Here is a 26561-nt window from a genome sequence, read left to right as displayed (position 1 = left end):
CTATCGCCCGCCCTTCGCTCCGCCTCCGGCAGTGGTCTTGGGCTTGGCCGGTGTCTTCCTTCCGCCGCTTGGGCCACCACCTGCCAATCCGCCGCCTTCCTGAGCTTCCTGCATCCGCTTCTGCGTCTCGCGCATGGCAGCTAGGTCGATCTCAGCGGTAACCACCTCTTCGCCTTCTTTCAGACCGGACTTGACCTCAATTCCTTCGTTGCCCGTCTCTCCGATTTCGACTTTTCGAATCTCGGGCTTCAACGGGTTGGAAGTCTTAACTCGAACCGTGCCGTCTTCCCGCAGAGCCTGCTGAGGAATCAGAAGGATGTCCTTCTTGCTCATGGTGATAAACTCGCAGGTCGCGTTCATTCCAGGCAAGAGCCTCACCTTCGAACCAGACTTAACCTGCACCCTTACTTTCACAGCCGTCACGTTGTTGTCGGTCTTGGCCGCAGGGCTGATGCGATTGACAACGCCGTCCAGCTTGGTGCCTCGGAAGGCATCTGCTGTGATTCGAACAGGCTGGCCAAGCTTTACGTTAGAAACGTCCGCCTCGTCCACAGCGCACTCGATGAAGAGCTGAGTGACATCGCTCAACTGAACAAGCGAAGTACCCTGTGCGAAGGTGCTGGTTCCAGGCGGGATAATGGTGCCCTCTTCCAGATACTTCAACGTCACAACGCCATCGCGAGGCGCCACAACCGTCGTGCTGTCGAGCTGCACTTTGGCGTTGTCCAAAGAGACCTTATTTCGCACCGACGAAGCTTTGGCCTGGATAATGTCGCTGTTACGAACCTGGTTTTGAATTCGATTATCAAGCGCCTTCTGAAGCGCGATCTTCGCCTGCTCAACCGCGTTCTGCGCCTCGGCAAGGTTCGTTCTGCTCACAGCAACCTCGGAGGAATTCGCCTTGGACTGGTTGAGATTCGCCAAAGCCTGCCTCAAAGCGGTGTCTACACTGCGAGTCTGAGCGCGGATCTCATCCTCAATCGTCGCCTGGCGTTGAAGGGCGATATCGTAGGACGTCTGTGCCGCCTCAGCGGTAGAGCGAGACTTCTCCATCACCGAGCGGGCTACATAACCTTCGTTGAACAGCTCCTTCTGTCGCCGCATATCGGAGTTCGCTGACTCCAACGAGGCTTTGGCCTGACTGAGATTACTCTTGGCTTCTCGGCGCAGCTGAGGAATCGTCACCTTCAAAAGCTTTTCTTGAGCAGCCAGTGCGCTGTCGTACTGAGCCTGAGCACCCTGGACATTGGCACGAGTGAGATCTGGCTGGCGCTGGTTCTCGATGCGCGCACGCTCCAAGCGCACTTGTGCAGCAGCCAAAGCAGCACGGGCATTTGCCACTTCGGTCTTGCTCTGAGCCACCTGTAGTTCGTAACTCTTCTGGGCCTGAATCTGACGTGCCTCAGCACTTTCAAGATCGGCGCTGCTCTGGCTATAGATCGCCTGAGTATCGCTCGGATCGATTGTAGCGATCAGCTGGCCTTGCTTCACATAGTCGCCCTCGTTCACAACAAGCTTCACGACCTTTCCACCGGCTTTCGACTTCACATCGACCGTGGTGAGCGCAACAACCTGCCCGGTTGCCGAGATGGAGCGGACTAACTCTCCACGAGAAGCAGGGGCATATCTAAATTCAATTTCCGCCTTCTTATCGCTGCTACAGCCCGCAACAAACAATAAGCCGACGAGCACCAAAAGGGAACTCTTCATTAACCAACGGATTCTATCCGTTTATGGCCCGGAAGGTTCCCACTTTATTGCTATTTTATTGCTCTCCGGGCACTGGCTGGCCCGTAACCAGCTTCAAGCGGACTTCAGAAATTTTGTAGTCATAAACCGCTTGAATGTAATTGGACTCTGCCGTGACCAAACTGACCTGAGCAGTCAGCACCTGAATGAGATCATAAGCGCCTTTGTCTCGTGAAACGGCAGCCGCTTTGTAGTTCTCCTCAGCAGCTTCTTTCGCACTTCGAGCAGCATCAAGTCGCTCGGCATTCTGGGTGAATTCGGCATACGCTGACTCGACTTCAGCACGAACATTTCGCTCCGACTGAACGAGGTCCGCTCGATCAGACTCCACTGTGTAGCCAGCATTTCTGGCAGCAGCTCGCGACTTGCCGCCATCAAATAGCGGGAACGATATAGCGAATGTAAGAATGCGGTCCTGCAATGTATCGGGAGCAAGCTGTTCGTTGAAGGTCAGATCCACAGAGAAAGTGGGACCGGCCAACCTTTCGGCGAGCCGCCGATTGAACACATCGGCCTCAAGTGCCTTTCGTTTCGCACCGAGGTCTGATCGATTCTCGTAGCTCTGCTGAACCAAGGTTGCCAACTCAGCCTTAGCAGTCGGAAGCGTAGGTTCGCCATCATTGACCAGCACAGGAAATGCATCCGTCGTGCCGTAACCGATGGTGCCCTTCAAGGTCGCAGCCGTCGTCGTAGTCTGGTTCTTGGCTGTGAGAGCGTTTACCTTCGCGTTCTGGAAATCGACGTTAGCCTGAAGCCGCTCAATCTTAGCTGCATCTCCGACTGCAATCCGCTTGTCGGTCGACTTCAAAATTTCGGCGGTCCGAACGACCTGCGCCTCGGCAACCTTCTGAAGCTCTTGTGCCCGCAGCGCCTCGTAGTACTGCTGAGTCACATTGAAAAGGGTGGTGCGAAGGGTCTGCAACGCACTCAACCGAGCCGAGTCACGATTCCTTCGACTAGCATTGTAGCTAAAGGATCGCTCACCCGAATCCAGAAGGCGCCACTGCGAATTGATGCTCGTGACGCCACCTTCAGACTGTAGGAACGAGCTTATTCCCGTTGTACGAACCTGTTGGCGAGTGCTGTTATACGTGTAGGTCGGACTCACCGTCGGGAAAAACGCCGCGAGCGCCTGTGTCACCTGCGAGTCCGCAGACTTAACGTTGAGAAGGGCGACCTTCACGGTGCCGTTACGTTCCTTTGCCAGCTTCAAGGCATCTTGCAGCGTAAGCGACGGCGTGGATTGAGAAAAACACGCCACCGGGGCACAAATCAAAAATAAAGCTGCTGTTCGTAACTGAAGAGCCATCGCGTTGAACACATTACCGCGCATTTCAGGGCCGATGAGCCTTTATCCCCGCTAGCCCCGCACTAATGTTGCAAAAGTGCGGGGAACTGAGCCTCAGCCCCAGATGAGTTCGGGCTTCACAACAATCGTCTCTTCTCGGTCAGGACCGATACTGACGATGGCAACAGGTGTTTTTGTCTTCTCTTCGAGGTACTTGATGTAGTTCTGAGCGGCTACTGGCAAGTCCTCAATCTTTCGGCAAGACCGAAGATCCCCAGACCAACCTTCAAGCTCCTCAAACACCGGCTCAACACGGGCGAAATCCCAAGTGTTGGCCGGCATGTGATTGATCGGCTTGCCATCCAGCATGTAGCCCGTTACAACCTTCACCTTCTCAAGACCGCTGAGAACGTCCAATCGAGTAAGAACCCAACCACTCAACGAGTTGAGTCGGCGAGACTGGTTGAGAACAACCAGGTCGAGCCAGCCACAGCGTCGAATACGACCGGTAACCGTTCCAAACTCCTGTCCGGCCTGGCGGATAAACTCACCGGTCTCGTCCAGCAGTTCGCTCGGGAACGGACCAGAGCCCACACGTGTCGTATACGCCTTACAAACGCCAAGGATGTTCTGCAACGACCGAGGTCCCACACCCGTGCCGAGACAAGCACCACCCGCAATCGGGTGAGACGAAGTCACATAAGGGTAGGTGCCCGAGTCGAGATCAAGGAACGTACCCTGAGCGCCCTCGAACAGAACTTTCTGATCGTCTTCAACCGACTCAGCAACAAGCGCCTCGGTGTCGACGACGAACGGTCGAATCCTGTCCGCATAAGCAGAAAACTCTGCGTACAGCGTATCGAAATCGAGCGGCTCAGCGCCAAACATCTTCAGAAGCCGGTTTTTAACCGCAAGCACTTCCTGGAATCGCTGTTTGAAGATCTCCGGCACCACAAACTCGCCCATTCGGATACCGATTCGAGCGACCTTGTCCTGATAAGCCGGACCGATACCGCGCGAGGTAGTTCCGATCTTGTTCGCACCCCGTGCCTCCTCCTCAAGGGAGTCCAGCATTCGGTGGTAAGGGAATACCACGTGGGCAGCGCTCGAAATCAGCAGGGTTCCAATCTTGGCTTTCTGCTCAAGGGTGCGGTCCAACTCCTCAAGGAGTCCTTTGGGGCATACGACCATACCGCTGCCGATAATGGCGGTTGTGTCCTCATGCAAAATCGCTGCAGGGATAAGTTGGAATTTGTAGGTCTTGCCACCGGTTATCACGGTGTGGCCTGCGTTATTTCCGCCGCTGTATCGTACAACGAGGTCTGCTTGGCCGCCTAAAACGTCGACAAGCTTGCCCTTGGCCTCATCGCCCCACTGGGCGCCCACAATCACAAGTGTTGGCATCTGGTTCTCCTTGGAGGCTGACGCACAAAAAAACCGACGTCTACGCCTCTCTGTCGAGGATCCGCCGGTCAGGTTTGACCGTTGAGCCTTATCTCAACGCAATGTAATTATAGCTCAGATTGATTTTTATGTGGCCAGTCAGGTCTTTTTACTCGCTAGCGCCAAGCTAGCGAGTCCGTTGCATCCGCTTATTTCGCCGCTTATCCACGCCCAGCTTGCCATCACTGGTTCCCAGCACCTTTCTCAAAGACTCGATCTCATCACGGACCTGCGCCGCTTTCTCAAACTCCATCGCTTTGGCCAAGTCTTTCATGTCTTTCTCCAAATTCGAGATCAAAATCGGGATGTCCTCTACCCGAACAGGAGCACCGTCACGCCCCACTTTCTCCTTGGTCGCGTCGCTATACTGGCTCGCAATCTCGTTGGCAGCATCATAAGACCGAACCGTCTCACGAACCATCTTGATGACCGTCTGCTCCGAGGTTCCATGCTCCTCGTTGTACCGAAGCTGGACGTCACGTCGACGGTTGGTCTCTTCAATCGCCCTCTCCATCGAACCCGTGATCCGATCCGCATACATGATCACCGAGCCACTCGTGTTTCGAGCAGCACGACCAATGGTCTGGATCAACGAGGTTTCAGAACGCAGAAAGCCCTCTTTGTCCGCATCCAAAATCGCAACCAGTGTGACCTCGGGAAGGTCGAGACCCTCACGAAGCAGGTTCACACCCACCAGCACATCGTAAAGCCCAAGCCGCAGGTCCCGCAGGATCTCGGGCCGCTCCAACGAGCTCACATTGGAGTGGATGTACTGAACCTTGATGTTCAGATCCTGAAGGTAGCCCGTCAGGTCCTCCGACATCTTCTTGGTAAGCGTGGTCACCAGAGTTCGCTGGCCCAGCGCCACCCGCTTCTGAATCTCATTGATCAGGTCATCGATCTGCCCAGTCGTAGGCCGAATATCGATCTCGGGATCGACAATATAAGTCGGTCGAATAATCTGCTCAACCACCTGACTCTGCGTCTCCGCCTCAAACGGCCCGGGCGTTGCGCTGACATAAACCACCTGAGGTACCCGCTCCAGAAACTCCTCAAACTTAAGCGGACGATTGTCGAGGGCGCTCGGAAGTCGGAATCCGTAATCCACCAGCACCGACTTGCGCTGCTTGTCGCCGTTGTACATCGCACGAATCTGAGGCAGCGTCTGATGGCTCTCGTCGATGAACACAATCGCATCGCTGGGTAAGAAGTCGAGCAGTGTATATGGCGCTGTCCCCGGACTGCGGCCGTCGAAATACCTTGAGTAGTTCTCAATACCGTTGCAAAACCCGACCTCTTTCATCATCTCAAGGTCAAATTCGGTTCGCTGTCGCAGTCGCTGAGCCTCAACCAGCTTGCCCTGAGCCGTAAACATCGCACACTGGGCCTCCATCTCATCGCGAATCAGCCCCATGACTTCGTCAAGCCGCTCGTAAGGCGTCACGTAGTGCGTGGCAGGAAACACCGAGATCTTAGACGGCTCATCAATCACGTCCGCCGTGAGAGGATCGAACAACCGAATGCGCTCAACGGTGTCACCGAAAAACTCGATGCGAGTGACGACCTCTTCATCCTTAGGCTGAATCTCTAACGTATCGCCCCGCACCCGGAAAGTCCCGCGCTCCAACACCGTCTGGTTGCGCGTGAACTGCATCTGGATCAGCTTGGTAAGAGCCTCCTCCAAATCAAATGTAGCGCCCGTCTCAAAGGTGACAACCGCTTCCGCGTACTCACTAGGCGAACCCAGACCGTAGATACAGCTCACCGAGGCAATGACAATCACATCCCGACGCTCCAACAACGAGTGAGTCGCGGCGTGCCGCAGCCGCTCGATTTCCTCGTTAACACTGGAGTCTTTCTCAATGTAAAGATCCGAACCAGGAACGTAAGCTTCAGGCTGGTAGTAATCGTAGTAGCTGATGAAGTACTGAACCGAGTTCTCGGGGAAGAACGCCCGGAACTCCTGGCACAACTGGGCAGCCAGGGTTTTGTTATGGGCGAGGATGAGAGCAGGACGCTGCGTCCGCTCAATCACCGAAGCCATGGTGAAGGTCTTTCCAGTTCCGGTGGCACCCAGCAATGTCTGGAATCGGAACCCCGATTCAAGCCCATCCACCAAGCCAGCAATAGCCGTGCCCTGGTCTCCCTTAGGGGTGAAGTCATTGCCCAAAACCAGCGGCTCGTCGTACTGAACAATCGCCATATGTCTACATATTACTACGCAGTCCCACGCGAATTTTTGACACTCATTCGGATTTTGTAGTCTGTTCTCCGATTAAATCGCGAAGATTCCTTTGAGAAGAAAACGTTTCTCGGATCATCACACCTAACGCAGCAACGGCTACCGTGATGACGGTGATCATTAAGCCACTCTTGACCATCCTATTTGAGTTGAGAAACGGAAGCCCAAGCGCTAGTACAGCAAACGTAGCCGCCATGGTCCCCGCCAAGACCGCTTCGGCCATCAACGACCTTTTTGTCTCGACCCCGAGTTCGGAAGTGAAATCGAAAGCACGCGCTTTTAGCAGCCTTTTAACAAACAACATTCCAGTCAAGAGCGCCATGTAACCAATCACCCCTCGAAACAGAACCAGCTGCCAACCCAAGGGCAGCCAGGGCTCGACGTACGCCGCTCCAGGTATCGCCGATAACACAAATAGGATGAATATCAAATACCCCCACATAGGGGATCGCTTCGCGGCTCTTGCCTCCTGAGCCCGCTTCAGCTCGTCCAAAAGCGCCAGCGCATACTGGTCCTGCTCACTCGGCGATAGCTTAGAGGCATTAATCTGCGGCAGATCTAATGAGAGTCCGTCTTCATGCTCCCGGCGACGTCTGAAAGTGCGAACTCCAAAGACTGGGGCAGCAAGTAGACACAGGCCAATCACCAGAAGACTGTACAACCCCATGTAACTTCTCTCGATCCTGTAGGTGAAGTCATTGTGAGGACTCAAAACCTTCGAATCGTGGACGATGTCTCGAAAGGCGGTCAGCCCAGCCAGCCTAAGTTCCCCCGTCTTGGGTCGCTCAATGTACACCCCAATCGGCTTCGGGAGGTCAGAACTATTCAAGCCCTTGAGGATCTTCTCAATCGGAATCTCGTAGGTCGAGACATTCCCGTTGATGTGATTTTTCAGGTCCAAAACGATCCCTAGCTGAATCAGATCGGAATTGCTCCTAAAGAACATCCTATACACAGGCGGTATGAGTCCACTGGAAAGCTGACGCCCGATGCTCGCAAGCTGTTCCTTGCCATATTGCCGTTGAGTCGTGATCAAGATGGAACTGCATCGGAACTCACCCGACAGCACAACCTGCGTGCCCCGAGTCCCAGGAGCAAGCGTCGGCCACTGATAAGGGTCCAACTGGGTCGCTTCTTTATTTCTTTGCTCAATCGAAGAAGTCGAAAGAGGGCCTGCATCTCGAACAACTTGCCCCTGCACCAAACCCGAAAGAAGGAGAGCAGCCCCAAGCACCGCAGAGCGAACAGACCAAGACAAAACCATAGAATTCACAATCAAAAAGGCACGCCAAAGAGGTGCCTACCTTTGATTCATCTTAATGCAATCCTCAACTTTACGATCAAGGTACTTTTACCAGCACCAAAAATTCTTCATACTCGTGATATATGAGGCACGCAAGCTACATTTCGTTGGCGTCTATTGGGTTCGTTCTGGTCGGCCAGTCATTCGGAGCGCAAGCTCACAAGGTCGCCAAGACCAGTTCCAAGAGCTTCCGTGTCCATACCATCCGAAACAATAAGCCCGGTTATTGGACAGCATCGGCCAAGTTCCCCCGATTCACTTCCACCAGTGCAGTCGCAAAATTCGCCAACGCGCAAATCAGTGCTTCGGCTCGAAAGAACCTTTTGGACTTCGTCGAAGCCACCAAAAAGATCGACGAAAAGCCAACCGTCCCTTATACGCACCTATCGGAAGCAACCGTAAGCGCCGCGCTGCCCGACCTCATCAGCGTCACGGCCATGCAAAACGACTACACGGGCGGAGCGCACGGCAACACCTTCTACATCAGCTACAACTATGGAATCCTTGCAGGCAAGGTTCAGCGGCTGGCTTTCAAAGACGTTCTCAAAAAAGGCATCAACCCTATCGCTGTGCTCGACCAACTGGTCCTCCCGAAGCTGAAAGCCAAAGGCGCTAGCTTCGCCATCGATGGCACAGCCAAGATGGTCGCCGACCCCACCTTTGCCATCAAATCCAAAGGACTCACGTTCCTTTTCGAACCCTACAACATGGGTTCCTACGCAGAAGGAACCTACACCATCGACATCCCCTACTCCGAATTAGCCGGACAGATCGACCCCAACGGCCCCCTCAAGCCCGTGCTCCTTCGAAACCGATCCGGTGTCTTTCTCGATAAGAAAGGGACCGCCCCCACAGGCGATCTCGTCACGATGGTCGGCGGCAAGAAGACGCTGCTTGCCAAAGGTGTTTACAACCTGTGGTCGCTCTCCCACGGAGAGTACGCCTACACCACGAAATCCGGCAAAGGCGGCTACGAGAACGAAGGGCAAGCTCTCCTCATCGCCTCTAAAACCGAGAAGCCTCGACAGCTTCTGTCCGAGACCGTCCTGATCCAGTCCGTCGTAGAAGCGACCGCCGCCAACAAGAAAACGGCGCTCTTGGTCCAAATGGCAGACGGCGGCGTAGGAACACCATCCGTCGCGATCGTCGATCCAAAACGAGGAGCCTTGCTCCGACAGAGCTACGCCAAGATCGGCTCGGTCTCAGGCGACTCCGTCACCCTGCTGTTGTTCAACAAGAATGGCGGTGAGCATTTCGAAACGCCCGCGGGAACCGTGAAGCTGAGCCTCAGCAAAGTTCTAACCGGCCAGGCATCCACCAACCCATACACCAAGGCCATGGTCTCCGGCTTGATCACCTACCGAGAGCGCATCGCACTGCCGGCAGGCGCCAAACTTCGAGTCCGTTTGGTAGATGTCTCCCTTGCAGACGCTCCGTCCAAGCTGATTGCCGAGAAGGTCACTGAGATCACCAAGCAGGTCCCCATCAAATTCCAAATCCCCTATGATCCCAAGGCGATCCAAGCAGGACATCGCTATGCCGTAGAAGCCGAGATCTGGGTCGGCGATCGACGCTGGTTCCTCAACGACAACGCCACCAACGTGCTCACCGGTGGTGCAGGTGCCGATACCGGCGAGATGGTTCTCCGCCAGATCCGCAGCTAACGCACGCCCGCTTCAAAAGGACGGTAGCCGAGCTTCTTGAGTTGCATCAAGTGGCCTGGCAACCGTCGCTTAAACCCGGCCAAATCCCGCTTCGTCTGAGGCGTCCATGCAACTTCTGCCATCGCACTCATACGTGGCAACAACATGTACTCCGCATACTCCGGTGTCTGAATCTGCTCCGTCCACAAACACGACTGCACACCCAAAACAAGCTTCCGCAAAGGCATAGGAATCGACGGATCAACCGGCTCGTACGTATACACCCGCTCTAAAGGGACCATCCCACCCGCAGAAGGCTGAGCAGTCTTCGGATCCGTCTGGGCATGGTCAAAGTACAGACGGGAAGCCGGGCACATCACCACCGCATTCCCCTTCGATATCGCGTCCTTAACCACACGCGCATCTCTCCAAACCATCACACCCGCATCCTCTCTCAGCGGACCTCCAGCGATCTCATCCCACCCCATCATCTTCTTTCCCTTGCTCGCAAGGAACTCACCGATTCGATTCATAAAGTAGGGCTGTAGAGAGGCCGGATTGCGGATGCCTAGCTCGTTCATCTTCTTCTGACAACTGGGGCACTTAGCCCAAGCCACCGGCGAAACCTCATCCCCACCCACGTGAATGTACGGAGCCTCGGGGAACAGGTCAACAACCTCAGTCAAAACATCTTGTAGAAAACGAAACGTCCCCTCGTTCCCGGCACAAAACGTATCCTCCCCATGAAGTCCGTTCGTCCGAATCGTCTCGGGGGAGCATGCCAACTCCGGATAGGCGATGAGAGCCGCATACGAATGCCCAGGCATCTCAATCTCAGGCACAACCCTCACGAAGCGATCTTTTGCATAGCGGACAATCTCGCGAATATCGTCCTGCGTATAAAACCCGCCGTAAGCACCCTCAACATTTCCGGTAGGCGAGATCTCGGTCTGCTGCCAGTTCCAAGGCAAGTTCCGCTTGTCCACCCGCCACGCACCAACGTCCGTGAGGCGTGGATACTTCTTGATCTCAATCCGCCAACCCGGACCGTCCACCAGGTGCCAGTGGAACGTGTTCAGCTTGAGGAAAGCCAACAAATCGATGTAGCGCTTCACAAAAGTCTTGTCAAAGAAGTGCCGCGACACATCCAAATGCCCGCCTCGCCAAGTGAAGCGCGGAGCATCCTCAATGCTCACAAAAGGAATCTTTCCGTTCTTGGTGAGCTGCCGCAAACTCTGCAACCCATAAAACAGCCCCGCCTGCGACCGCGCCACCACAACCACGCCGCCACTGTTCACCTTCAGCCGATACCCCTCATCGTTAAAGATCCTCTTGCGATCCACAACCAGTCGAACCCAATGAGGCCGCGAGACCTTCGCGGTATAGGGCCGCAACCAGGTTTGATAGTGGTCAGCAATCTGCCCCACCGACTTCGGATGGTACAAGCGAAGGCTCGCGATAGCCAGAGAACCGTTGGAGACAGTGACCTTTCGAGGCCAAGGGACTAGGTTAACGCTTGTTTGGGCAAAGGCCAGACAGCACACAAGCGGACTAATGAGCACGTTGGGTTATACCCATCGACCCGACAAACAAAAAAGGGCAGGGTCCAACAGACCCTGCCCTTTAGTACAGCTCTACCTTTATCGAGCTGCGCCGGACCGTTGCTGGCCTCGGCTGAATGGCGCGCCACCACCTGATCGAGGTGAGAACTTAGCTCCTCCTCCAAAAGGCCGGCGACCCGACTGGCGTCCTCGTGATTGCTGAGGCTGAGGTCGTCCAAACTCCGCAGGCGAGCCTGCAGTGCGTGGAATCTCTTGGCGAATCAGCTTCTCGATGGCGTGAACGTCGCGTCCTTGGTTTGGCATAGCGAAGGTGATCGCCTTTCCGCTCGTACCCGCTCGACCCGTTCGTCCAATACGGTGAACGTAGTCTTCTGGGTTGTCGGGGAGGTCGTAGTTGACCACCAAGCCAATGTTCTTGACGTCGATGCCGCGCGCTGCAATGTCCGTTGCAACAAGCACTCGGTATTCGCCGTTCTTAAAGCCTTCCAAAGCCGCCTTGCGCTGAGCAAGAGTACGGTCAGAGTGAAGCTCTGCAGCGGTGAATCCCATTACGCGCAGGTTTCGAGCAATCTTGTGAGCACCATGTCGCGTTCGTGAGAACACAAGCACGGTCTGGTCAGCATCTGCCTCAAGAAGAGTCTTGAGAAGCTCGGCCTTTTGGTCGTGCTCCACAACAGTGATCTCCTGAGTCACACGCTCTGCGGTGCTTCCTTGCACGGCAACCTCAACTCGCACAGGGTCTTTCATGAAAGACTGAGCGAGAGTAAGGATCTCCCGTGGCATGGTCGCCGAGAACAGAAGAGTTTGTCGCTCAGCTGGAATCTCCGCAAAGATTTTTCGAATACTTGGTTCAAATCCCATATCCAGCATTCGGTCTGCTTCGTCAAGCACTACGATTTGCGTAGGCTCAAGCGAAAGAGTCCGCTGTGCAAGATGGTCCATCAACCGACCCGGCGTCGCAATAAGAATGCTCGGCCGTCGGCGAAGAGACGAGATCTGCTTACCCATTGAGGCACCACCAATCAGCAACGCTGTGCGAAGGCCGAAGGGTCGGCAGACGCGTTGGAGTGTCTCTTCTATCTGTATCGCCAACTCTCGTGTTGGCGCTAGGATCAATGCAGCGTTGCTTTCCCCTAACAAACGCTCAATCATCGGAATTCCGAATGCTAGCGTTTTTCCGGTTCCCGTTTGTGCAATTCCAAGTACGTCCTTGCCCTCAATGGCAAGTGGAATCGCTTGTTGCTGAATCGGCGTCGGAACCGTGAAGCCGTTCGAGCTTAGAATGCGCAGGGTTTGCTCGGAAATTCCGAGATTGTCGAAAGAGGTTGTTGTTTCTGTGATGGGCATGGATATCCGTCGTTGAGACGGGTCCTAATTATGACTCCCCAATACCTTCTCTGATCGCATTTTCGCCATAAACAGGCACATTGTGCTGGATAATCGGCTTAGAATGGTGTCGAGGGGAACGAAATGACACCTAGGGAAAAAATCGCACATCTTTACCGTCGATTTGGGTTCGGCATCTTGCCCGAGGAACTTGATCGCGCTGAGAAAGCTGGCGTCGACGCCGCCATCCGCAACCTGATCGACTATCCAGATATTCCCGACAAAGTCAGCCCTCATGAGTTCGTTTGGCGAGAAAAAGAAGAGGCGGACCTAGGCAGCTACCGCTACCGCGCCTGGTGGATCTTCCAAATGCTCACCACCGAGCAACCGCTTCGAGAGAAACTCGCCATTTTTTGGCACGGCCACTTCGCAGTAAGCGACAGCAAAGTAGAAGACGGCCCCATGATGCTGGAATACCTCCAGTCCATCCGCCGCAACGCTTCCGGCAAATTCTCTACCTTGCTCGAAACGATGAGCAAAGAACCCGCCATGATGCGCTACCTCGACATGCAACGAAGCATCCGTGGCAACCCCAACGAGAACTTCGCCCGCGAAGTCATGGAGCTATTCTCACTCGGCATCGGCAACTACACCGAAAAAGATGTCCAAGAGGTCTCCCGAGCCTTGACGGGCTGGGGCTATATCAACACTTTCTGGGAAGAGCCAGGCACCTCCGACGCCAAGCTGAAACGTTCGATTCAGTTCCAAAGACCGTTCAGTGCATTCACCTACATGCCCGCAATGCACGACCCAACGCCGAAGACCATCCTCGGGCAAACCAAGCAGTTCAACGGCGAAGACGTCCTCGCCATCCTTGCAAACCACCCCGTAACAGCCAAACGCATCTGCAAGAAGCTCTGGGAGTATTTCGTCTATGAAAGCCCCGAAGATGCAGTCATCGATAAACTGGCGGCAACCTACAAGAAGACCAACGGAAACACACGCGAAGTCCTCCGAGCAATCACTAAGACACCCGAGTTCTGGAGCCAGAAGTCTATACGGCAGCTCGTGAAAAGTCCCGCCGACCTCTGCATCCCCATCGCCCGACAAATGGGAATCGGAAAGGCCCTGCTGGCCCTCAGAGATCCAAGCGCAACCGCCCTTACACGCATCCCCAACAAGATCCTAGACAACCTCTGGGGGATTTCAGACCGGATGGAGAAGTCAGGCCTCAACCTCCTGTATCCAGTCGATGTCTCAGGCTGGAAGGGCGGCCGCGACTGGATCAGCCCCGCATCCATGATCGAACGCTACCGTTTCCGAGGCACCATGATCTGGGGCGAAAAAGGCGCAGGCGAAGCGACCAAATTCGTAAGACAGTTCATCGTCTCTAAAAACCCGAAGAAGCCAGAAGACGTGGCCCGAGCCTTTGCCGAACTGTTCGATGTATCACTCCCACCCGCGAGCCTAGAAGTCCTGACAAAAGCAGTCGAAAGGCACGGTGGAATGAATTCGCTGCTGAAAGACGATGCCTTCACGGGACAGCTTCACAACACGTTAGGCGTATTGATCGCTGCCCCTGAAATGCACTTCTGTTAGCTTCGTCGGCGAGCGTGGGTCTTAAAGAACTGCCACAACGTATCGGCAGCATCAAGACCCGACTTGCTGAGCGTGGGCCAATCGTGCTTGCCCTCGTTGATGCTTACCAGCACCACCTCAGCATCATTGCGCCCACCCGTAAAGGTCTCGGTGACAAACTTGCCATCAGGACTGGTGACCGATTTTGAATCTGGGTTGCAAGCATCCTGCTTTGCCCACCACTCAGCAGCCTCTTCAGCGCCGACACCTTTCAGAAGGGCAGAAACCTTCTCATCGCCATACCAAACGGTTGGATCCTTCTTCCCATGGATGAGAATCACACTGAGTGGAGCAACCGGAGTAGGGATCCGCTTGTTGCCCACGCCGATAGTGCCGGCCACGCTCCCAATCGCCGCAAACCGAAGCGACAGCTTGGCTCCAATGAGATTCGTCAGGAAAGCGCCGTTACTATGCCCACACACGAACACACGGTCCAAATCGACGTTGATCTCTTTCTCAACCTGGTCCAGAACATCTCCCACAAACGCCACATCATCAGGCTTGTCGCTTCCCGCTAGATTGATGAAATCGGCATTCCAACCTTTAGGATTGCCCACGCCGTCCGGGAACACAGCCACAAAGCCTTCCTTCTCGGCTTTCTCACCCATGTTCGTATACGCTTCAGCAATCGCAGCACTCGCCGTCCAGCCGTGAAGGACCACAACCACGGGCACAGGCTTGCCGGTATAAGCTTTGGGGACTTTCAGAATAAAGGAGCGATCAAGCTTCCCAGACTTAAGGGTCTCAACGTAGTGCCCGGGTGCCTTTACTGGACGCGTGCTCGGTTCCTGAGCCTTCGCGCAACCAACGGATAAAACGAGCGCGGCCACAGCGGCCCAACATTGGTGGATTCGTCTCACAAGACGATCCTACGATTATTTGAACCCAATGTTCAAGCTCAGACGCAAAAAGACCACCAGAAGGCAAGCCTTCTGGTGGTCAAACTTGATTAATGCTTCTTTGCAGGAGCTTTCTTTGCAGCAGCAGCCTTCTTAGCAGCTGGCTTCTTTGCAGCAGCTTTCTTAGCAGCTGGCTTCTTAGCAGCAGCCTTCTTAGCGGCTGGCTTCTTAGCAGCCTTGCCTGCCATCTTAGCAGCTGGCTTCTTAGCGGCTGGCTTGTGGTCCTGTGCGAGAGCAACAGTGGAAAGTGCGAGTGCGCTGACGATAGCAAGAGATACGAGCTTCTTCATTTTTTGTGCCTTATTGGTTCTTGGACATTACTGCCCAGCTTCGGATGATAACACAATCAGACTCAAACATAGTAAAAATCGGGACCTTTTTATACGTATGTTTGCGAGGGACCGTTTCACCACTCCATTCAATCGGTGATCCAACTTTTCAGCGAGATCGTTTTACTTCGAGCGGGCGTTGGCAGCTTTCTTTTTTGCCTTCACCTTGTGCTTCTTGCACGGTTTCCTAGCGTGTTTCCTAGCGGACGAACCGCTCGAAAACTTGGGGGTGACGGAATCGTCGCCAACGATTCTTGTCGCCGCAGCGTTAACCACTCCAAATGAGGGGGCCACCACCACACCTAACGCGCACAAGATGAAAATGTTCCTCAACAATTTTCTCCTCCAACCCTTCGCCGGATCACTCCGACATGAGGAGTTTTCCAACATGTTGCCCTGAGACACACCGTATCTTTGCTAGCAATGGGATGCAAATCTTATAAAATTCTTCTACGCAGCAGAATCCAGAGCCCAGCCGCTCTCTGCAATGAGCGCTTCGAAACACGCAACGAGGTCTTCGTACTCTGAGGTTAACGTATGCAACTCGCCGTGCTTGCTCGCATGCTCAATCACTTCGCTGATCGCCCCGAACTGCTCGGCCCCAATCGATCGAGAGCTGCCTTTCAATGTGTGACTAGCATGGGTCGCCTTAGCCTCATCCCCCGACTTCAAAGCACTGCCAAGATCATCCAGCAGCGGTTTCGCAGACTCAACAAACGTCTGAACCAGTTCGATTTCGAACTCTAAATCCCCGCCCGTAACTTCAGCAAGCGCTTCCCGATTAATTTGTGGTTTCCCAGAGCCAAGCATGTCTTTATCCAATCCATTTGCGCAGCCCGACACCCAAGCATCACTGCGCCTATTTCTCCGATTATTGGTAGGATCGGCCCACGTACTCACCCAAAAGGCACGAAAGTTGGCATCTCGCCATGTTCAGCCTAAGCCTATGTCAAACTCTTCAGCGTGAGCAGCAACATGGGACTAACAAATCCCGAAGAGGATTTCAGCGCTTGGTATAACGAGCTGGTCGTAAAGGCCGATCTCGCCGACCACTCATCCGTCCGCGGATGCATGGTCATCAAGCCGCACGGATACGCCATTTGGGAACTAACACAACGCGCCTTGGACGACATGTTCAAAGAGACCGGACACGTCAACGCCTACTTCCCGCTGTTCATCCCGAAATCGTTCCTGAGCAAGGAAGCCGATCACGTGGAGGGCTTCGCTAAGGAGTGCGCCGTAGTGACCCACTACCGTCTGAAAAACGACCCAGACGGGAAGGGAATCATCGTAGACCCAGAAGCCAAGCTGGAGGAGGAACTCATCGTCCGCCCCACCAGCGAAACGGTCATCTGGAACACCTACTCCAAGTGGATTCAAAGCTACCGCGACCTTCCACTTCTCATCAACCAATGGGCAAACGTTGTCCGCTGGGAGATGCGAACGCGTCTCTTCCTAAGAACCACCGAGTTCCTATGGCAAGAGGGCCACACCGCCCACGCGACTTACGAAGAAGCTGAAGCCGAAACACTCACGATCCTTCACGAGTGCTACGCCAAATTCTGCGAAGAGTGGATGGCCGTCCCGGTCGTCAAAGGTCTCAAAACCGAGAACGAGAAGTTCGCAGGTGCCGATCACACCTACTGCATCGAAGCGCTCACCCTTGATGGCAAAGCGATTCAGGCAGGCACCTCCCACCACCTCGGACAGAACTTTGGCAAGGCTTTCGACTGTAAATTCCTAAGCAAAGACAACCAGCTGGAGTACGTCTACGGCACAAGCTGGGGCGTTTCCACTCGCCTTATCGGAACGCTCATCATGGCCCACTCCGACGCCAAAGGCCTAGTCACTCCTCCGAAGCTCTCCCCTATCCAAGTGGTGTTCGTACCCATGGGCAAGGACGACGAGACAAGAGAGAAGACCATCGCCAAGAGCGAAGAGATCGCCAAACTTCTTAAGAAGAAGGGCATCCGCACCAAGATCGACAAGCGCGAGAAGGAAACTCCTGGCGCAAAGTTCAACTACTGGGAAATGAGAGGCATCCCCTTGCGCGTAGACATCGGCCCTCGAGATCTCGAAGCCGGAACCTGTATGGTCGCCCGACGAGACAATGGCGAGAAAACGACGCTCCCGCTGGAAGGCTTGGAAGAACCTCTTGAAAAGTTGCTCGACGAAATCCAGCAGGCTCTCTACGACAAGGCACTCGCTTTCCGCGAGGCAAGCACCCGCCGAGTCGACACCTGGGAAGAGTTCGAAGCTGCCTTCGCCGGCGAAGGTGGAGCAGGCTTCATCCTTGCTCACTGGGACGGTACATCCGAAACCGAGGACATCATCGCCGAAAAGTTGAAAGCAACCATCCGCTGCATTCCACTTGAGCCGCTGATCCCCTCCGATGCCGAGCCTGGCCTGTGCGTCCTAACAGGCAAGCCCAGCAAACAACGGGTCATCTTCGCAAGAGCCTACTAAGACTTCTTGCGTTCCATCTCGCGGGTCTTCAGAACAATCATGTACTCATACATCGACTGAAGACTCGCGTAGGTGAACCCAGCTCGACCATCCAAGAAGCCCCGCTTCAGGATATACAGAATTAAAAACTTCACCAATGGTCGCGCGGGAAGCCTATAGAACAGTTCCTTCTGGTGGAAGCGCCGCTCATTAAAGTCCTTTTCAAAAAACGCCTTCTTCAAGCTAAAAGGAGCATGCCCCCGCCGGCTTTTAAGCACCTGCTCTGCTTCCATTGTCGAGTAAGTATTGTGCTTGGCAACCCAGTGAGCCACACCCTTTGAGAATGGGTAATGATCAAACGGCTCCTTCAGGTCCTCAATATTCCCATCAGCCTTGAGCACTTCATTCACTTCACGCTCGTACTTGACCAAGCTAGGCTTTACCAGTCGAATGTAGAAGGGAGATGCCTGAACATGCTTCAGCCAAGTGTCATCCAGGTAGTCCTTTCTGCGGATGCGAAACGCCACCGTCTCTTTCGCAGCTCCGGCAGTCGCAAGCATCATCTCAGAGTGCAAAGGCTGAGGCACACGCTCATCCGCATCCAGAATCAGCACCCACTCATTCTTGAAAGTCACTTCGTGCAAAGCCGCGTTGCGCTGTGAAGCGTAGTTGTCAAACACCCGCTGTACGACACTCGCGCCACGAGCCTTTGCGATCTCCAGCGTGGAGTCGGTGGAATGCGAGTCAAACACCACCACGTCATCGGACCAAGCCACCGAATCAAGACAGCCCGGAAGGTCCTGTTCCTCATTCTTAGTGAGGATCACCACAGAAATAGAACTCAAAACCCACCCTTCCGCATTCGCCTAAACCAAAGTGACATGTCTGGCTATTATGGCAAATCGATGCCCAGGCTAGGGCATCGTGTGAAATCGTAACTCAGTAGCCGTAGCTATCCGTCTCGCCAATGAGAAAGATCATAAAGCCAGCCGTCACAATGTCAAATAGGTTTCCTAGGAGACCCGGGATGGCAAACATGCCGCCACCAAGCAGCAGCAGAATACAACCAAAGGTGCTCAACGTGGCCGTGGCAATCTTCAACCAACTGAAGATATTAGTAATACCACGGATGAACTCTATTCGAGCAATCAATCCGATACCAATCACGATGCTAACGGAACCTACGATAATCGGGACGGTTCCAATGAATCCCAATTTGCTTCCTTCCTTACTCGTGGTCATCGCAAGGCCAAGAACAAGGGGCAAGATTCCGCCAAGAATATAGAGTGCAGAAACGATGTAATAAGCGGGCCAAACCCAAGCAGGTGGCACGGTACTGGGCATGGGCGCACGACTTTGCTTACCGACGGGTGCAGGACGCGCTACCTTCGTCGTATCAGCATGACAAAACTGGCAACTCTGAGACCAATCCGGCAACGTAGCAGCACAACTGGGACACTTAATCACGCCCTATTATAGAAGAACATTGACGAAAGTCAACGGACCAAAGCCCCGAAAACTCCCCAAAAAACCGACCCATTAAAAACAAGAAAAGCTCCAATTTCTTGGAGCTTTCACTTGTATAAATATTAACCGGGCAACGTACATATCTGGCGGGACCCTGCGGACCAACTACTTCCGTCGCTGAAGAGCTTAACTGCCGTGTTCGGGATGGGAACGGGTGTGACCTCTTCGCTAATGTCACCCGGAAACCTTCAAGCGCTTTGAGCGCTTTGAAAGTTGCACTTTGTCTAACTAGAATCTTGCATCTGCACTTGATAAAACGAGAGTTTTAAGCCGCTCGACCAATTAGTATCGCTCACCTTAATGTATTGCTACACTCACAGCTGCGACCTATCAAACCGGTAGTCTTCCGGGGGTCTTACTCTTTCGAAGGGAAATCTAATCTTGAGGTGTGCTTGGCGCTTAGATGCTTTCAGCGCTTATCACGGCCCGACGTGGCTACCCAGCGTATGCTCCTGGCGGAACAACTGGTACACCGGAGGTCGGTTCGCTCCGGTCCTCTCGTACTAAGAGCGACTCCTCTCAAATTTCCTACGTGCGCAGTGGATAGGGACCGAACTGGCTCACGCCGTTCTGAACCCAGCTCGCGTGCCGCTTTAATCCGTGAACTCCGGAACCCTTGGGACCGTGTACAGCCCCAGGATGCGACGAGCCGACATCGAGGTGCCAAACCATGCCGTCGCTGTGAGCGCTCGGGCAAGATCAGCCTGTTATCCCCGGGGTAGCTTATATCCGATGAACCCTGGCGTGCCCACGCACCACCAGAGGGTCACTTAGCTCGACTTTCGTCCCTGCTCGACCTGTGTGTCTCGCAGTCAATCGCACTGTATACCTATACGCTCAACGGCTGATTTCCAACCAGCCTGAGTGCAACTTTAGGCGCCTCCGTTACATTTTGGGAGGCGACCGCCCCAGTCAAACTACCCGCCTGTAAATGTCTCGTTTCCCGATCAGGGAAACGGTTAGTATCCCAGATGTAGAAGGGTGGTGTTCCATTGGTGCCGAAGCTCCCACCTACGCTCTACATCCACACCCGAAATACAATCACAAGGTGTAGTAAAGCTCCACGGGGTCTTTCCGTCCTACTGCGCATAACCCGCATCTTCACGGGTGCTACAATTTCACCGAGCTTCTCGTTGAGACAGTTCCCAAGTCGTTACGCCTTTCATGCGGGTCGGTATTTAGCCGACAAGGAATTTCGCTACCTTAGGACCGTTAGAGTTACGGCCGCCATTCACCAGGGCTTAACTTCAATGCTTCACTTGCGCTGACATCTCCGCGTAACCTACTGGCATTGGGCAGGCGTCAGCCCCTATACCTCGGCTTTCGCCTTAGCAGAGACCTGTGTTTTTGGTAAACAGTCGCCTGGGATGCTTCGCTGCGGCCCCTTGCGGGGCGCCCCTTATCCCGAAGTTACGGGGCCCATTTGCCTAGTTCCTTAACGAGAGTTCTCTCGAACCCCTTAGTCTCCTCGACTCACCTACCTGTGTCGGTTTGCAGTACGGTCAGATATATGGTATTGCTGTGGGGCTTTTCTCGACCCTTGTCAGTCCAAGTTCAGTTGCTCCGAAGAGCGTCTTTCCCCGTCTTCAACCTTTATGCTTCCCTCTCAGGAAGCCCAGTCTAAGACTAGCCCGGAACTACCAACAGTCCGGGATTGGACATTCAAAAGCGTCCTCCCATTGCCCATACACTGGGTCCAGAATTTCGACTGGATATCCATCGGCTACGCCTTCTGGCCTCACCTTAGGGACCGCCTAACCTCCGTCTGACGAACATAGCCGGAGAAACCTTAGGTTTTCGGGGCACAGGATTCTCACCTGTGTAATCGCTACTCATGCCTGCATTCTCACTTGTGTGCGCTCCACCTGTGCTTCCGCTCAAGCTTCACTGCTGCACACAACGCTCCCCTACCCATTGTATAAATACAATGCCGGAGCTTCGGGGGTGGACTTTAGCCCCCTTACATTATCCGCGCAAGATCACATTCGGCCAGTAAGCTGTTACGCACTTTTTAAAGGGTGGCTGCTTCCAAGCCAACCTCCTGGCTGTTTACGCGATCTCACATCGTTTCACACTTAGTCCACGCTTAGGGCCCTTAGCTGTCGGTCTGGGTTATTTCCCTTTTGACGACGGATCTTATCACTCGCCGTCTCACTGCCTCGCTTATTCAATGGTATTCGGAGTTTGGTTGGGTTCGGTAAGCCGGTAAGCCCCCTAGCCCATTCAGTGCTCTACCCCCAAAGAACAACGCGAAACGCTGCACCTAAATGCATTTCGGGGAGAACCAGCTATCTCTGCGTTCGATTGGCATTTCACCGGACTAACCACAGTTCATCCCGAGACTTTTCAACGTCAATGAGTTCGGGCCTCCATGGTGTGTTACCACCACTTCACCCTGACCATGGCTAGATCACGCAGTTTCGGGTCTGCTAATGCTGACTTGACGCCCTATTCGGACTCGGTTTCCCTCCGCCTCCGTGGCTAAACCACTTAAGCTTGCCAACACTAACAACTCGCAGGCTCATTCTGCAAAAGGTACGCCATCACACTTGATCAGATTACTCTGAACATGGTGCTCTGACTGTTTGTGGGCGACGCGGTTTCAGGTTCTATTTCACTCCCTTAACCAGGGTTCTTTTCACCTTTCCCTCACGGTACTGGATGCACTATCGGTGATAAGTTGTGTTTAGCCTTATCCAGTGGTCTGGACAGATTCACACGGGGTTCCTCGTGCTCCGTGCTACTCGGGTACCACTTGAATCTGATGGATGTTTACATGTACGGGGCTATCACCCTCTATGGCTGGACTTTCCAATCCTATTCCATTAACTCCATCAGTACCCGTTTCTACCAACCTCGAACAGAATCTCAAGGACTCTATTCGAGGGGGATGGTAGTAGTGGCCCCACAACCCTGACTGGCAAGCCAATCAGTTTAGGCTCTTCCGATTTCGCTCGCCGCTACTTACGGAATCTCATTCGATTTCTTTTCCTCTGGTTACTTAGATGTTTCAGTTCACCAGGTTCCCTCCACACCCACTATGTATTCATGGATGGGTGACTAAGCATTACCCTAGCCGGGTTTCCCCATTCGGACATCTCAGGATCAACACTTCTGTGCAGCTCCCCTGAGCATTTCGCTGCTTACGCGTCCTTCTTCGGCAACTTATCCCTAGGCATTCACCACGCGCCCTCTTAAGCTTAAAACTTCTCGCTTTATCGAGTGCTCGATGCAATTTTCTAGTTAAACTCTATGCAACTGTCAAAGTTCTCACTTCGCTGGCCAACACCGCTTCTTCTCAGTTCGTCTGTCTTTCTTTCGAACCGCTCTTCAGCGCTGCCGACCTCAATATGATACCGCCAGAGGACCCCTATGTCAACGGCAGAGGCAAGAATTTTTAGCAAACAACAAAGATTCTCCTTGCACCCCAGAAAAAGCCGTGTTATTCTGGAAAGGTTGACTCTCAAATTACAGGCATGTTTCACCTGTATCTGTACAACTTCACTCCCCCTTCCTTTAACAAGATCCAAGCCTGAAACGTTAAGATCAGCGCGGAATTCAACAAATGACGGCCCAACGGCTTTCTAGTCAGTCCCCCGTCATAAACTCGCCCGGAACCGGAAACCGCTCCAAACCAGTCATCTCCCGCCTCATGTAAGGGAACTGCCATCCCCTTCGATAACTCAGGATCGGCCCAGCGGTAACCTGAATCTATGCCGCTCCTGTTCCTGATGCCCCTAGCGCTCCTCGCGGGCCAGCAATCCAGCACCCAGCCGCGATTCCAGCTTGAAACCCCACTCCCAGCCATCCCCGGAGTCATGATCGACAGCTACGGAACAGGAAACGGCATCGCCCAACAAGTCGCAAGGGCTAAAGGACTCCAAGCCCGCATCATGTGGATCGATGCGACCGCCAATATCGAGCGATACAACACACGCGAAAAAATCGAGTCACTGGTCAAGAAAATCAAAGAGGTCGGCTTCAACACCATCGTGCTCGATATCAAGCCCATCTCGGGTCAAACCATCTACAAGTCCCAATACGCACCCAAGCTCACCGATTGGAGAGGCCAACACCTTCCCCCAGACTTCGACCCCGTACCGTTCTTTGTTAAAGACTGCCGCGCACACGGGTTAAGCATTTTCGCTAGCCTTAACGCATTCAGCGAGGGACATCGCATCTTCCACGTCGGCCCCGGATATGAGAAGGAAGATCTACAGACAGTTCTCTACGAAACAAAAGCTGTTCTGAAAATAGGAACCTCTAAATTCCCACTCAGCAAAGTAGCCGGCAAACTGAGCGACGAAGAACTCTCCGTCTCCTCCCAATTCCCCAAGACTGCCCAATCAGCCATCCAGGTCAACAGAGCCGGATTCATCACAGACATCACCGCATCCAATCCGAAACCACTGGCTGGCAGCTACTGGATCAGCGGAAACGGAGCTGCCGCAAAATTCCTCCAAACAAACGCCCGCCTCGGAGCAAAGGTGTCTTCCGACACAGAACCCCTGTTCGTCCCCAGCAGCCAACGCCCGGAGCAGCAGATCCCGCTCATGATGAACCCAAATAACCCCGAGGTTCAGCAGTACGCCATCAACATCGTGAAAGAAGTCGTCGGCAACTACGACCTCGACGGCATCATCTACGACGACCGCCTGAGATACGGAGGCATGAATGCGGACTTCAGCCCCCTCACGCGCGCGAAATTTGAATCCTACGTCAAGCACCCCGTCCGCTGGCCCGACGACGTCTTCAAGTACAAGTTAAATCTCCCATCTCTGTCCAAAGGAATCCAACCCGGCCCTCTCTACGAAACCTGGATCAACTGGCGAGCGCTCCAAATGCACAACTACGTGGCAAAAGTGCGAGCCACCATCAAGTCGATCCGACCAAACGCACAACTAGGCATCTACGCCGGCTCATGGTACGGCGAATACCCATCCCTCGGGCACAACTACGCCTCAGAAAAAACCAACGCCGGCTTCTGGTTCCTCACTCCAGGCTACGCCAAAACGGGCACCGCCGCACTCCCTGACTTTCTCATCAGCGGCTGCTACTACCCCACCGCCACCATCTACGAAGCCATGTCCAACGGTACCAACATCGGCGGAACGGTAGAGGCTGCCGCCAGCCTCGTCAACCGACTCGTCCGAGATGAAACCTGGAACTACGCAGGCATCGCCCTCAGCGACTTCAAAGACAACCCCACCGGACTAGGCAACGCCCTCCAAGCCGCCTGCGCAAGCTGCCAAGGCGTCATGGTGTTCGATCTCAGCCATGACATCGAACCGATGTGGCCCGTTTTTGCCACCGCCTTCCGACAGCCAAAAATCGCCCCCCACTCCTCTCCACGCTTCATCGCCGAGGTGAAAAAGCTTCGGTCTATCCACGACAAATCGGGCGCAAAAGATACCCCAGTGATTATCACAACCGGTACTTCCGGCACCGGTCAATAGCGCAGGCCAGGAGAATCCTTAACACAATCATGTTGTGTACTTAACACTATCTTGACCTAACGCCGACATATTGCATCTGAGGTTTCAGAGCCATGCATTTTTCTTCTCGCGGTCAACAAAAAGCTTTTACTCTCATTGAGCTACTCGTCGTCATCGCCATCATCGCAATCCTCGCAGCCATCCTTTTCCCTGTCTTCGCACAGGCAAAAGAAGCAGCGAAGCGAACCCAGTGCTTGGGCAACACCAAGCAGACGGGAACTGCCATGTTCCTGTACGTCGGCGACTATGACGACACCACTCCCACAATCCTCGGACGACGAAACAACAACAATCCATACGAGATCGACTACTACGTCCAACTGATGCCATACGTCAAGAGCATACAGATGTTCATGTGCCCAGATCGTAAAGAGTGGATTGCTGGCGGCGATTGCGAAGATGGATACAACACCACCAAGCAGTGTCTCGGCTACGGATACAACTGGGGCTTCACCAGCGACAGCTCAACAGGTCTAACCGGCGGTCGAACATCAAACGCTGATTGGAAGATCGATGCTGGAAAGAGCCTCAGCCAAATCACCGCCCCAGCCGATATGTTCGCATTTGGTGAAACTGGCGACAGCAGCCGATACACCATCTGCGCCAACTATATCAATCAGTACGCCACCACAGCCAAGAACTCAGCCATGCGACACGGCGGCCAGTTCAACATGGCATTCGTCGATGGACACGCGAAAAGCGTAGTCTTCACCGGCGCAACCCTAGGGAAGGATTACTTCGGAATGCCAACCTCTGCAGAGACTGCCAAAAAAGGATACTGCGACGATCCAAATAACATCGAAGCCAAAGCCGGTATCACCTGCTCCGCCTACGTGGACTACGTGTACGGCCTCGTCAAGCGCTGGAACTAAGAATGATTCTCCTAGCCCTCACACTCTCCGCAGCCCATCAGAAAATCACGCTGATGCCGCTGCCCAAGGTGAAGGGACGGTTCGTGGTTGTCTCACATAGAGGCAACCACGTAGACGTTCCCGAAAACACCCTCGACGCGATCAAAGAAGCCATCCGCGTCGGCGCCGACTACGCAGAAATCGACATCCGAACCACCAAGGACGGCAAGATGGTCATCATGCACGATGGCACCGTCAACCGCACAACCGACGGAAAAGGAAGAGTCGAAGACCTCACCTTCGCCGAGATCCGCGCGCTCAACATCAAAGACGCCAAGCATCCCGCGATCAAACGCCAGGTCCCAACGTTCGAAGAAGTGCTTGAGGCAGCAAAAGGCCGAATCCATCTCTACATGGACATCAAAGCCGTCACTCCCAAGCAAGTCCTACCCGTGCTCCAGAAGTACAAGATGGAGCGATCAGTCATCGCCTACCTCTACTCCGGTGAGCAAATCGACCAATGGCGCGCCGTTGCCCCCAAAATCCCCATCATCTCCGACGTCGAAATGAAGTCGCCGGAGGAGCTTGAGAAGGAATGGCGAGCACACCCGTTCGAAATCCTCGACGGACCAGCCCCTCGCTACCGCCTTGACCTAGTAGTCAAAGCCCACGAGCTCGGCATCAAAGTCTGGCCAGACATCGAAAACCCGAACGAAGAACCCTCACAATGGGAGCAGTTCCTCAAACTCGGCATCGACGGCTTCCAAACAGACCATCCAGACATGATGGTCACCTACCTCAGACTCCACGATCGACGCTGA

18 protein-coding genes and 2 rRNA genes are annotated in these 26561 nt (G+C 54.1%); 6 read left to right on the top strand and 14 right to left on the bottom strand.

The genetic code is table 11. The annotated features are described in order from the left end of the window. The 5 genes from ACZ51B_RS13720 to ACZ51B_RS13700 form a co-directional block, all read right to left on the bottom strand. The gene (locus ACZ51B_RS13720; protein WP_464293900.1) at positions 1 to 1710 is read right to left on the bottom strand and encodes an efflux RND transporter periplasmic adaptor subunit; all 1710 of its coding nucleotides are present in this window, start codon (positions 1708 to 1710) and stop codon (positions 1 to 3) included. Between the two features lie 55 nt (positions 1711 to 1765). Continuing rightward, the gene (locus ACZ51B_RS13715; RefSeq protein ID WP_464293899.1) at positions 1766 to 2962 is read right to left on the bottom strand and encodes a TolC family protein; all 1197 of its coding nucleotides are present in this window, start codon (positions 2960 to 2962) and stop codon (positions 1766 to 1768) included. Positions 2963 to 3151: 189 nt separating this feature from the next. Next, positions 3152 to 4441 (bottom strand): adenylosuccinate synthase, encoded by a 1290-nt coding sequence (locus ACZ51B_RS13710; protein ID WP_464293898.1) that lies wholly within the window; start codon positions 4439 to 4441, stop codon positions 3152 to 3154. A gap of 166 nt (positions 4442 to 4607) precedes the next feature. Further along, the gene (uvrB, locus tag ACZ51B_RS13705) at positions 4608 to 6683 is read right to left on the bottom strand and encodes an excinuclease ABC subunit UvrB (protein ID WP_464293897.1); all 2076 of its coding nucleotides are present in this window, start codon (positions 6681 to 6683) and stop codon (positions 4608 to 4610) included. Between the two features lie 43 nt (positions 6684 to 6726). Then, positions 6727 to 7986, bottom strand: coding sequence for a hypothetical protein (locus ACZ51B_RS13700; protein ID WP_464293896.1), 1260 nt, complete (start codon positions 7984 to 7986; stop codon positions 6727 to 6729). Positions 7987 to 8108: 122 nt separating this feature from the next. Between ACZ51B_RS13700 and ACZ51B_RS13695 the strand changes: the two genes are divergently transcribed. Then, positions 8109 to 9689, top strand: coding sequence for a YbaY family lipoprotein (locus ACZ51B_RS13695; RefSeq protein ID WP_464293895.1), 1581 nt, complete (start codon positions 8109 to 8111; stop codon positions 9687 to 9689). Here the strand turns inward: ACZ51B_RS13695 and ACZ51B_RS13690 are convergent. Together ACZ51B_RS13690 and ACZ51B_RS13685 are read right to left on the bottom strand one after the other, a co-directional pair. Then, the gene (locus ACZ51B_RS13690; protein WP_464293894.1) at positions 9686 to 11230 is read right to left on the bottom strand and encodes a beta-N-acetylhexosaminidase; all 1545 of its coding nucleotides are present in this window, start codon (positions 11228 to 11230) and stop codon (positions 9686 to 9688) included. The two genes, ACZ51B_RS13695 and ACZ51B_RS13690, sit on opposite strands and share 4 nt — an antisense overlap. Before the next feature lie 78 nt (positions 11231 to 11308). Next, positions 11309 to 12577 (bottom strand): DEAD/DEAH box helicase, encoded by a 1269-nt coding sequence (locus ACZ51B_RS13685; RefSeq protein WP_464293893.1) that lies wholly within the window; start codon positions 12575 to 12577, stop codon positions 11309 to 11311. 123 nt (positions 12578 to 12700) lie between these two features. Here ACZ51B_RS13685 and ACZ51B_RS13680 point away from each other — a divergent pair, with 123 nt between their 5' ends. Further along, a complete protein-coding gene (locus ACZ51B_RS13680) occupies positions 12701 to 14155 on the top strand; it encodes a DUF1800 domain-containing protein (RefSeq protein WP_464293892.1) in 1455 nt (484 codons plus the stop codon). On the opposite strand, the gene ACZ51B_RS13675 is transcribed toward ACZ51B_RS13680, so the two are convergent. The 3 genes from ACZ51B_RS13675 to ACZ51B_RS13665 form a co-directional block, all read right to left on the bottom strand. After that, positions 14152 to 15054 (bottom strand): CE1 family esterase, encoded by a 903-nt coding sequence (locus ACZ51B_RS13675; protein ID WP_464293891.1) that lies wholly within the window; start codon positions 15052 to 15054, stop codon positions 14152 to 14154. The genes ACZ51B_RS13680 and ACZ51B_RS13675 overlap by 4 nt on opposite strands. An 89-nt stretch (positions 15055 to 15143) precedes the next feature. Next, positions 15144 to 15383, bottom strand: coding sequence for a hypothetical protein (locus ACZ51B_RS13670; protein ID WP_464293890.1), 240 nt, complete (start codon positions 15381 to 15383; stop codon positions 15144 to 15146). Between the two features lie 489 nt (positions 15384 to 15872). Next, positions 15873 to 16232: an Hpt domain-containing protein gene (locus tag ACZ51B_RS13665; protein WP_464293889.1), complete on the bottom strand. Its 360-nt coding sequence runs from the start codon at positions 16230 to 16232 to the stop codon at positions 15873 to 15875. A gap of 165 nt (positions 16233 to 16397) precedes the next feature. On the opposite strand from ACZ51B_RS13665, the gene proS reads away from it, so the two are divergent. Next, on the top strand, positions 16398 to 17888 hold the full coding sequence (proS, locus tag ACZ51B_RS13660; RefSeq protein WP_464293888.1) for a proline--tRNA ligase: 1491 nt from the start codon (positions 16398 to 16400) through the stop codon (positions 17886 to 17888). Here the strand turns inward: proS and ACZ51B_RS13655 are convergent. From ACZ51B_RS13655 to ACZ51B_RS13640, 4 genes are all read right to left on the bottom strand, one after another. Next, positions 17885 to 18712 (bottom strand): glycosyltransferase family 2 protein, encoded by an 828-nt coding sequence (locus tag ACZ51B_RS13655; protein WP_464293887.1) that lies wholly within the window; start codon positions 18710 to 18712, stop codon positions 17885 to 17887. The two genes, proS and ACZ51B_RS13655, sit on opposite strands and share 4 nt — an antisense overlap. A gap of 94 nt (positions 18713 to 18806) precedes the next feature. Further along, positions 18807 to 19211 (bottom strand): hypothetical protein, encoded by a 405-nt coding sequence (locus ACZ51B_RS13650; RefSeq protein ID WP_464293886.1) that lies wholly within the window; start codon positions 19209 to 19211, stop codon positions 18807 to 18809. A 248-nt stretch (positions 19212 to 19459) separates the two neighbouring features. Next, positions 19460 to 19576: ribosomal RNA gene (gene rrf / locus ACZ51B_RS13645) — 5S ribosomal RNA — on the bottom strand. A gap of 79 nt (positions 19577 to 19655) precedes the next feature. Beyond that, positions 19656 to 22600: ribosomal RNA gene (locus ACZ51B_RS13640) — 23S ribosomal RNA — on the bottom strand. Between the two features lie 507 nt (positions 22601 to 23107). Between ACZ51B_RS13640 and ACZ51B_RS13635 the strand changes: the two genes are divergently transcribed. The 3 genes from ACZ51B_RS13635 (at position 23108) to ACZ51B_RS13625 (ending at position 26561) form a co-directional block, all read left to right on the top strand. After that, a complete protein-coding gene (locus tag ACZ51B_RS13635; protein WP_464293885.1) occupies positions 23108 to 24850 on the top strand; it encodes a family 10 glycosylhydrolase in 1743 nt (580 codons plus the stop codon). Positions 24851 to 24942: 92 nt separating this feature from the next. Beyond that, positions 24943 to 25761 (top strand): prepilin-type N-terminal cleavage/methylation domain-containing protein, encoded by an 819-nt coding sequence (locus ACZ51B_RS13630; protein ID WP_464293884.1) that lies wholly within the window; start codon positions 24943 to 24945, stop codon positions 25759 to 25761. Positions 25762 to 25763: 2 nt separating this feature from the next. Next, positions 25764 to 26561 carry a glycerophosphodiester phosphodiesterase family protein gene (locus ACZ51B_RS13625; protein WP_464293883.1) on the top strand — a complete coding sequence of 266 codons (798 nt, stop codon included), beginning with the start codon at positions 25764 to 25766 and terminating at the stop codon, positions 26559 to 26561.

The sequence above is a fragment of the Fimbriimonas sp. LA-C6 genome (genome assembly GCF_055398105.1).
This window is presented reverse-complemented; position numbering and strand designations above follow the sequence as displayed.

What these genes read in the sequence shown, in the direction of transcription:
- ACZ51B_RS13625 (WP_464293883.1), top strand. Translation starts at nt 25,764, where the DNA reads ATGATTCTCCTAGCCCTCACACTCTCCGCAGCCCATCAGAAAATCACG.
- ACZ51B_RS13710 (WP_464293898.1), bottom strand. Translation starts at nt 4,441, where the DNA reads ATGCCAACACTTGTGATTGTGGGCGCCCAGTGGGGCGATGAGGCCAAG.
- ACZ51B_RS13630 (WP_464293884.1), top strand. Translation starts at nt 24,943, where the DNA reads ATGCATTTTTCTTCTCGCGGTCAACAAAAAGCTTTTACTCTCATTGAG.
- ACZ51B_RS13695 (WP_464293895.1), top strand. Translation starts at nt 8,109, where the DNA reads ATGAGGCACGCAAGCTACATTTCGTTGGCGTCTATTGGGTTCGTTCTG.
- ACZ51B_RS13635 (WP_464293885.1), top strand. Translation starts at nt 23,108, where the DNA reads ATGCCGCTCCTGTTCCTGATGCCCCTAGCGCTCCTCGCGGGCCAGCAA.
- ACZ51B_RS13665 (WP_464293889.1), bottom strand. Translation starts at nt 16,232, where the DNA reads ATGCTTGGCTCTGGGAAACCACAAATTAATCGGGAAGCGCTTGCTGAA.
- ACZ51B_RS13680 (WP_464293892.1), top strand. Translation starts at nt 12,701, where the DNA reads ATGACACCTAGGGAAAAAATCGCACATCTTTACCGTCGATTTGGGTTC.
- ACZ51B_RS13700 (WP_464293896.1), bottom strand. Translation starts at nt 7,986, where the DNA reads ATGGTTTTGTCTTGGTCTGTTCGCTCTGCGGTGCTTGGGGCTGCTCTC.
- proS (WP_464293888.1), top strand. Translation starts at nt 16,398, where the DNA reads ATGGGACTAACAAATCCCGAAGAGGATTTCAGCGCTTGGTATAACGAG.
- ACZ51B_RS13670 (WP_464293890.1), bottom strand. Translation starts at nt 15,383, where the DNA reads ATGAAGAAGCTCGTATCTCTTGCTATCGTCAGCGCACTCGCACTTTCC.
- ACZ51B_RS13685 (WP_464293893.1), bottom strand. Translation starts at nt 12,577, where the DNA reads ATGCCCATCACAGAAACAACAACCTCTTTCGACAATCTCGGAATTTCC.
- ACZ51B_RS13720 (WP_464293900.1), bottom strand. Translation starts at nt 1,710, where the DNA reads ATGAAGAGTTCCCTTTTGGTGCTCGTCGGCTTATTGTTTGTTGCGGGC.
- ACZ51B_RS13650 (WP_464293886.1), bottom strand. Translation starts at nt 19,211, where the DNA reads ATGCCCAGTACCGTGCCACCTGCTTGGGTTTGGCCCGCTTATTACATC.
- uvrB (WP_464293897.1), bottom strand. Translation starts at nt 6,683, where the DNA reads ATGGCGATTGTTCAGTACGACGAGCCGCTGGTTTTGGGCAATGACTTC.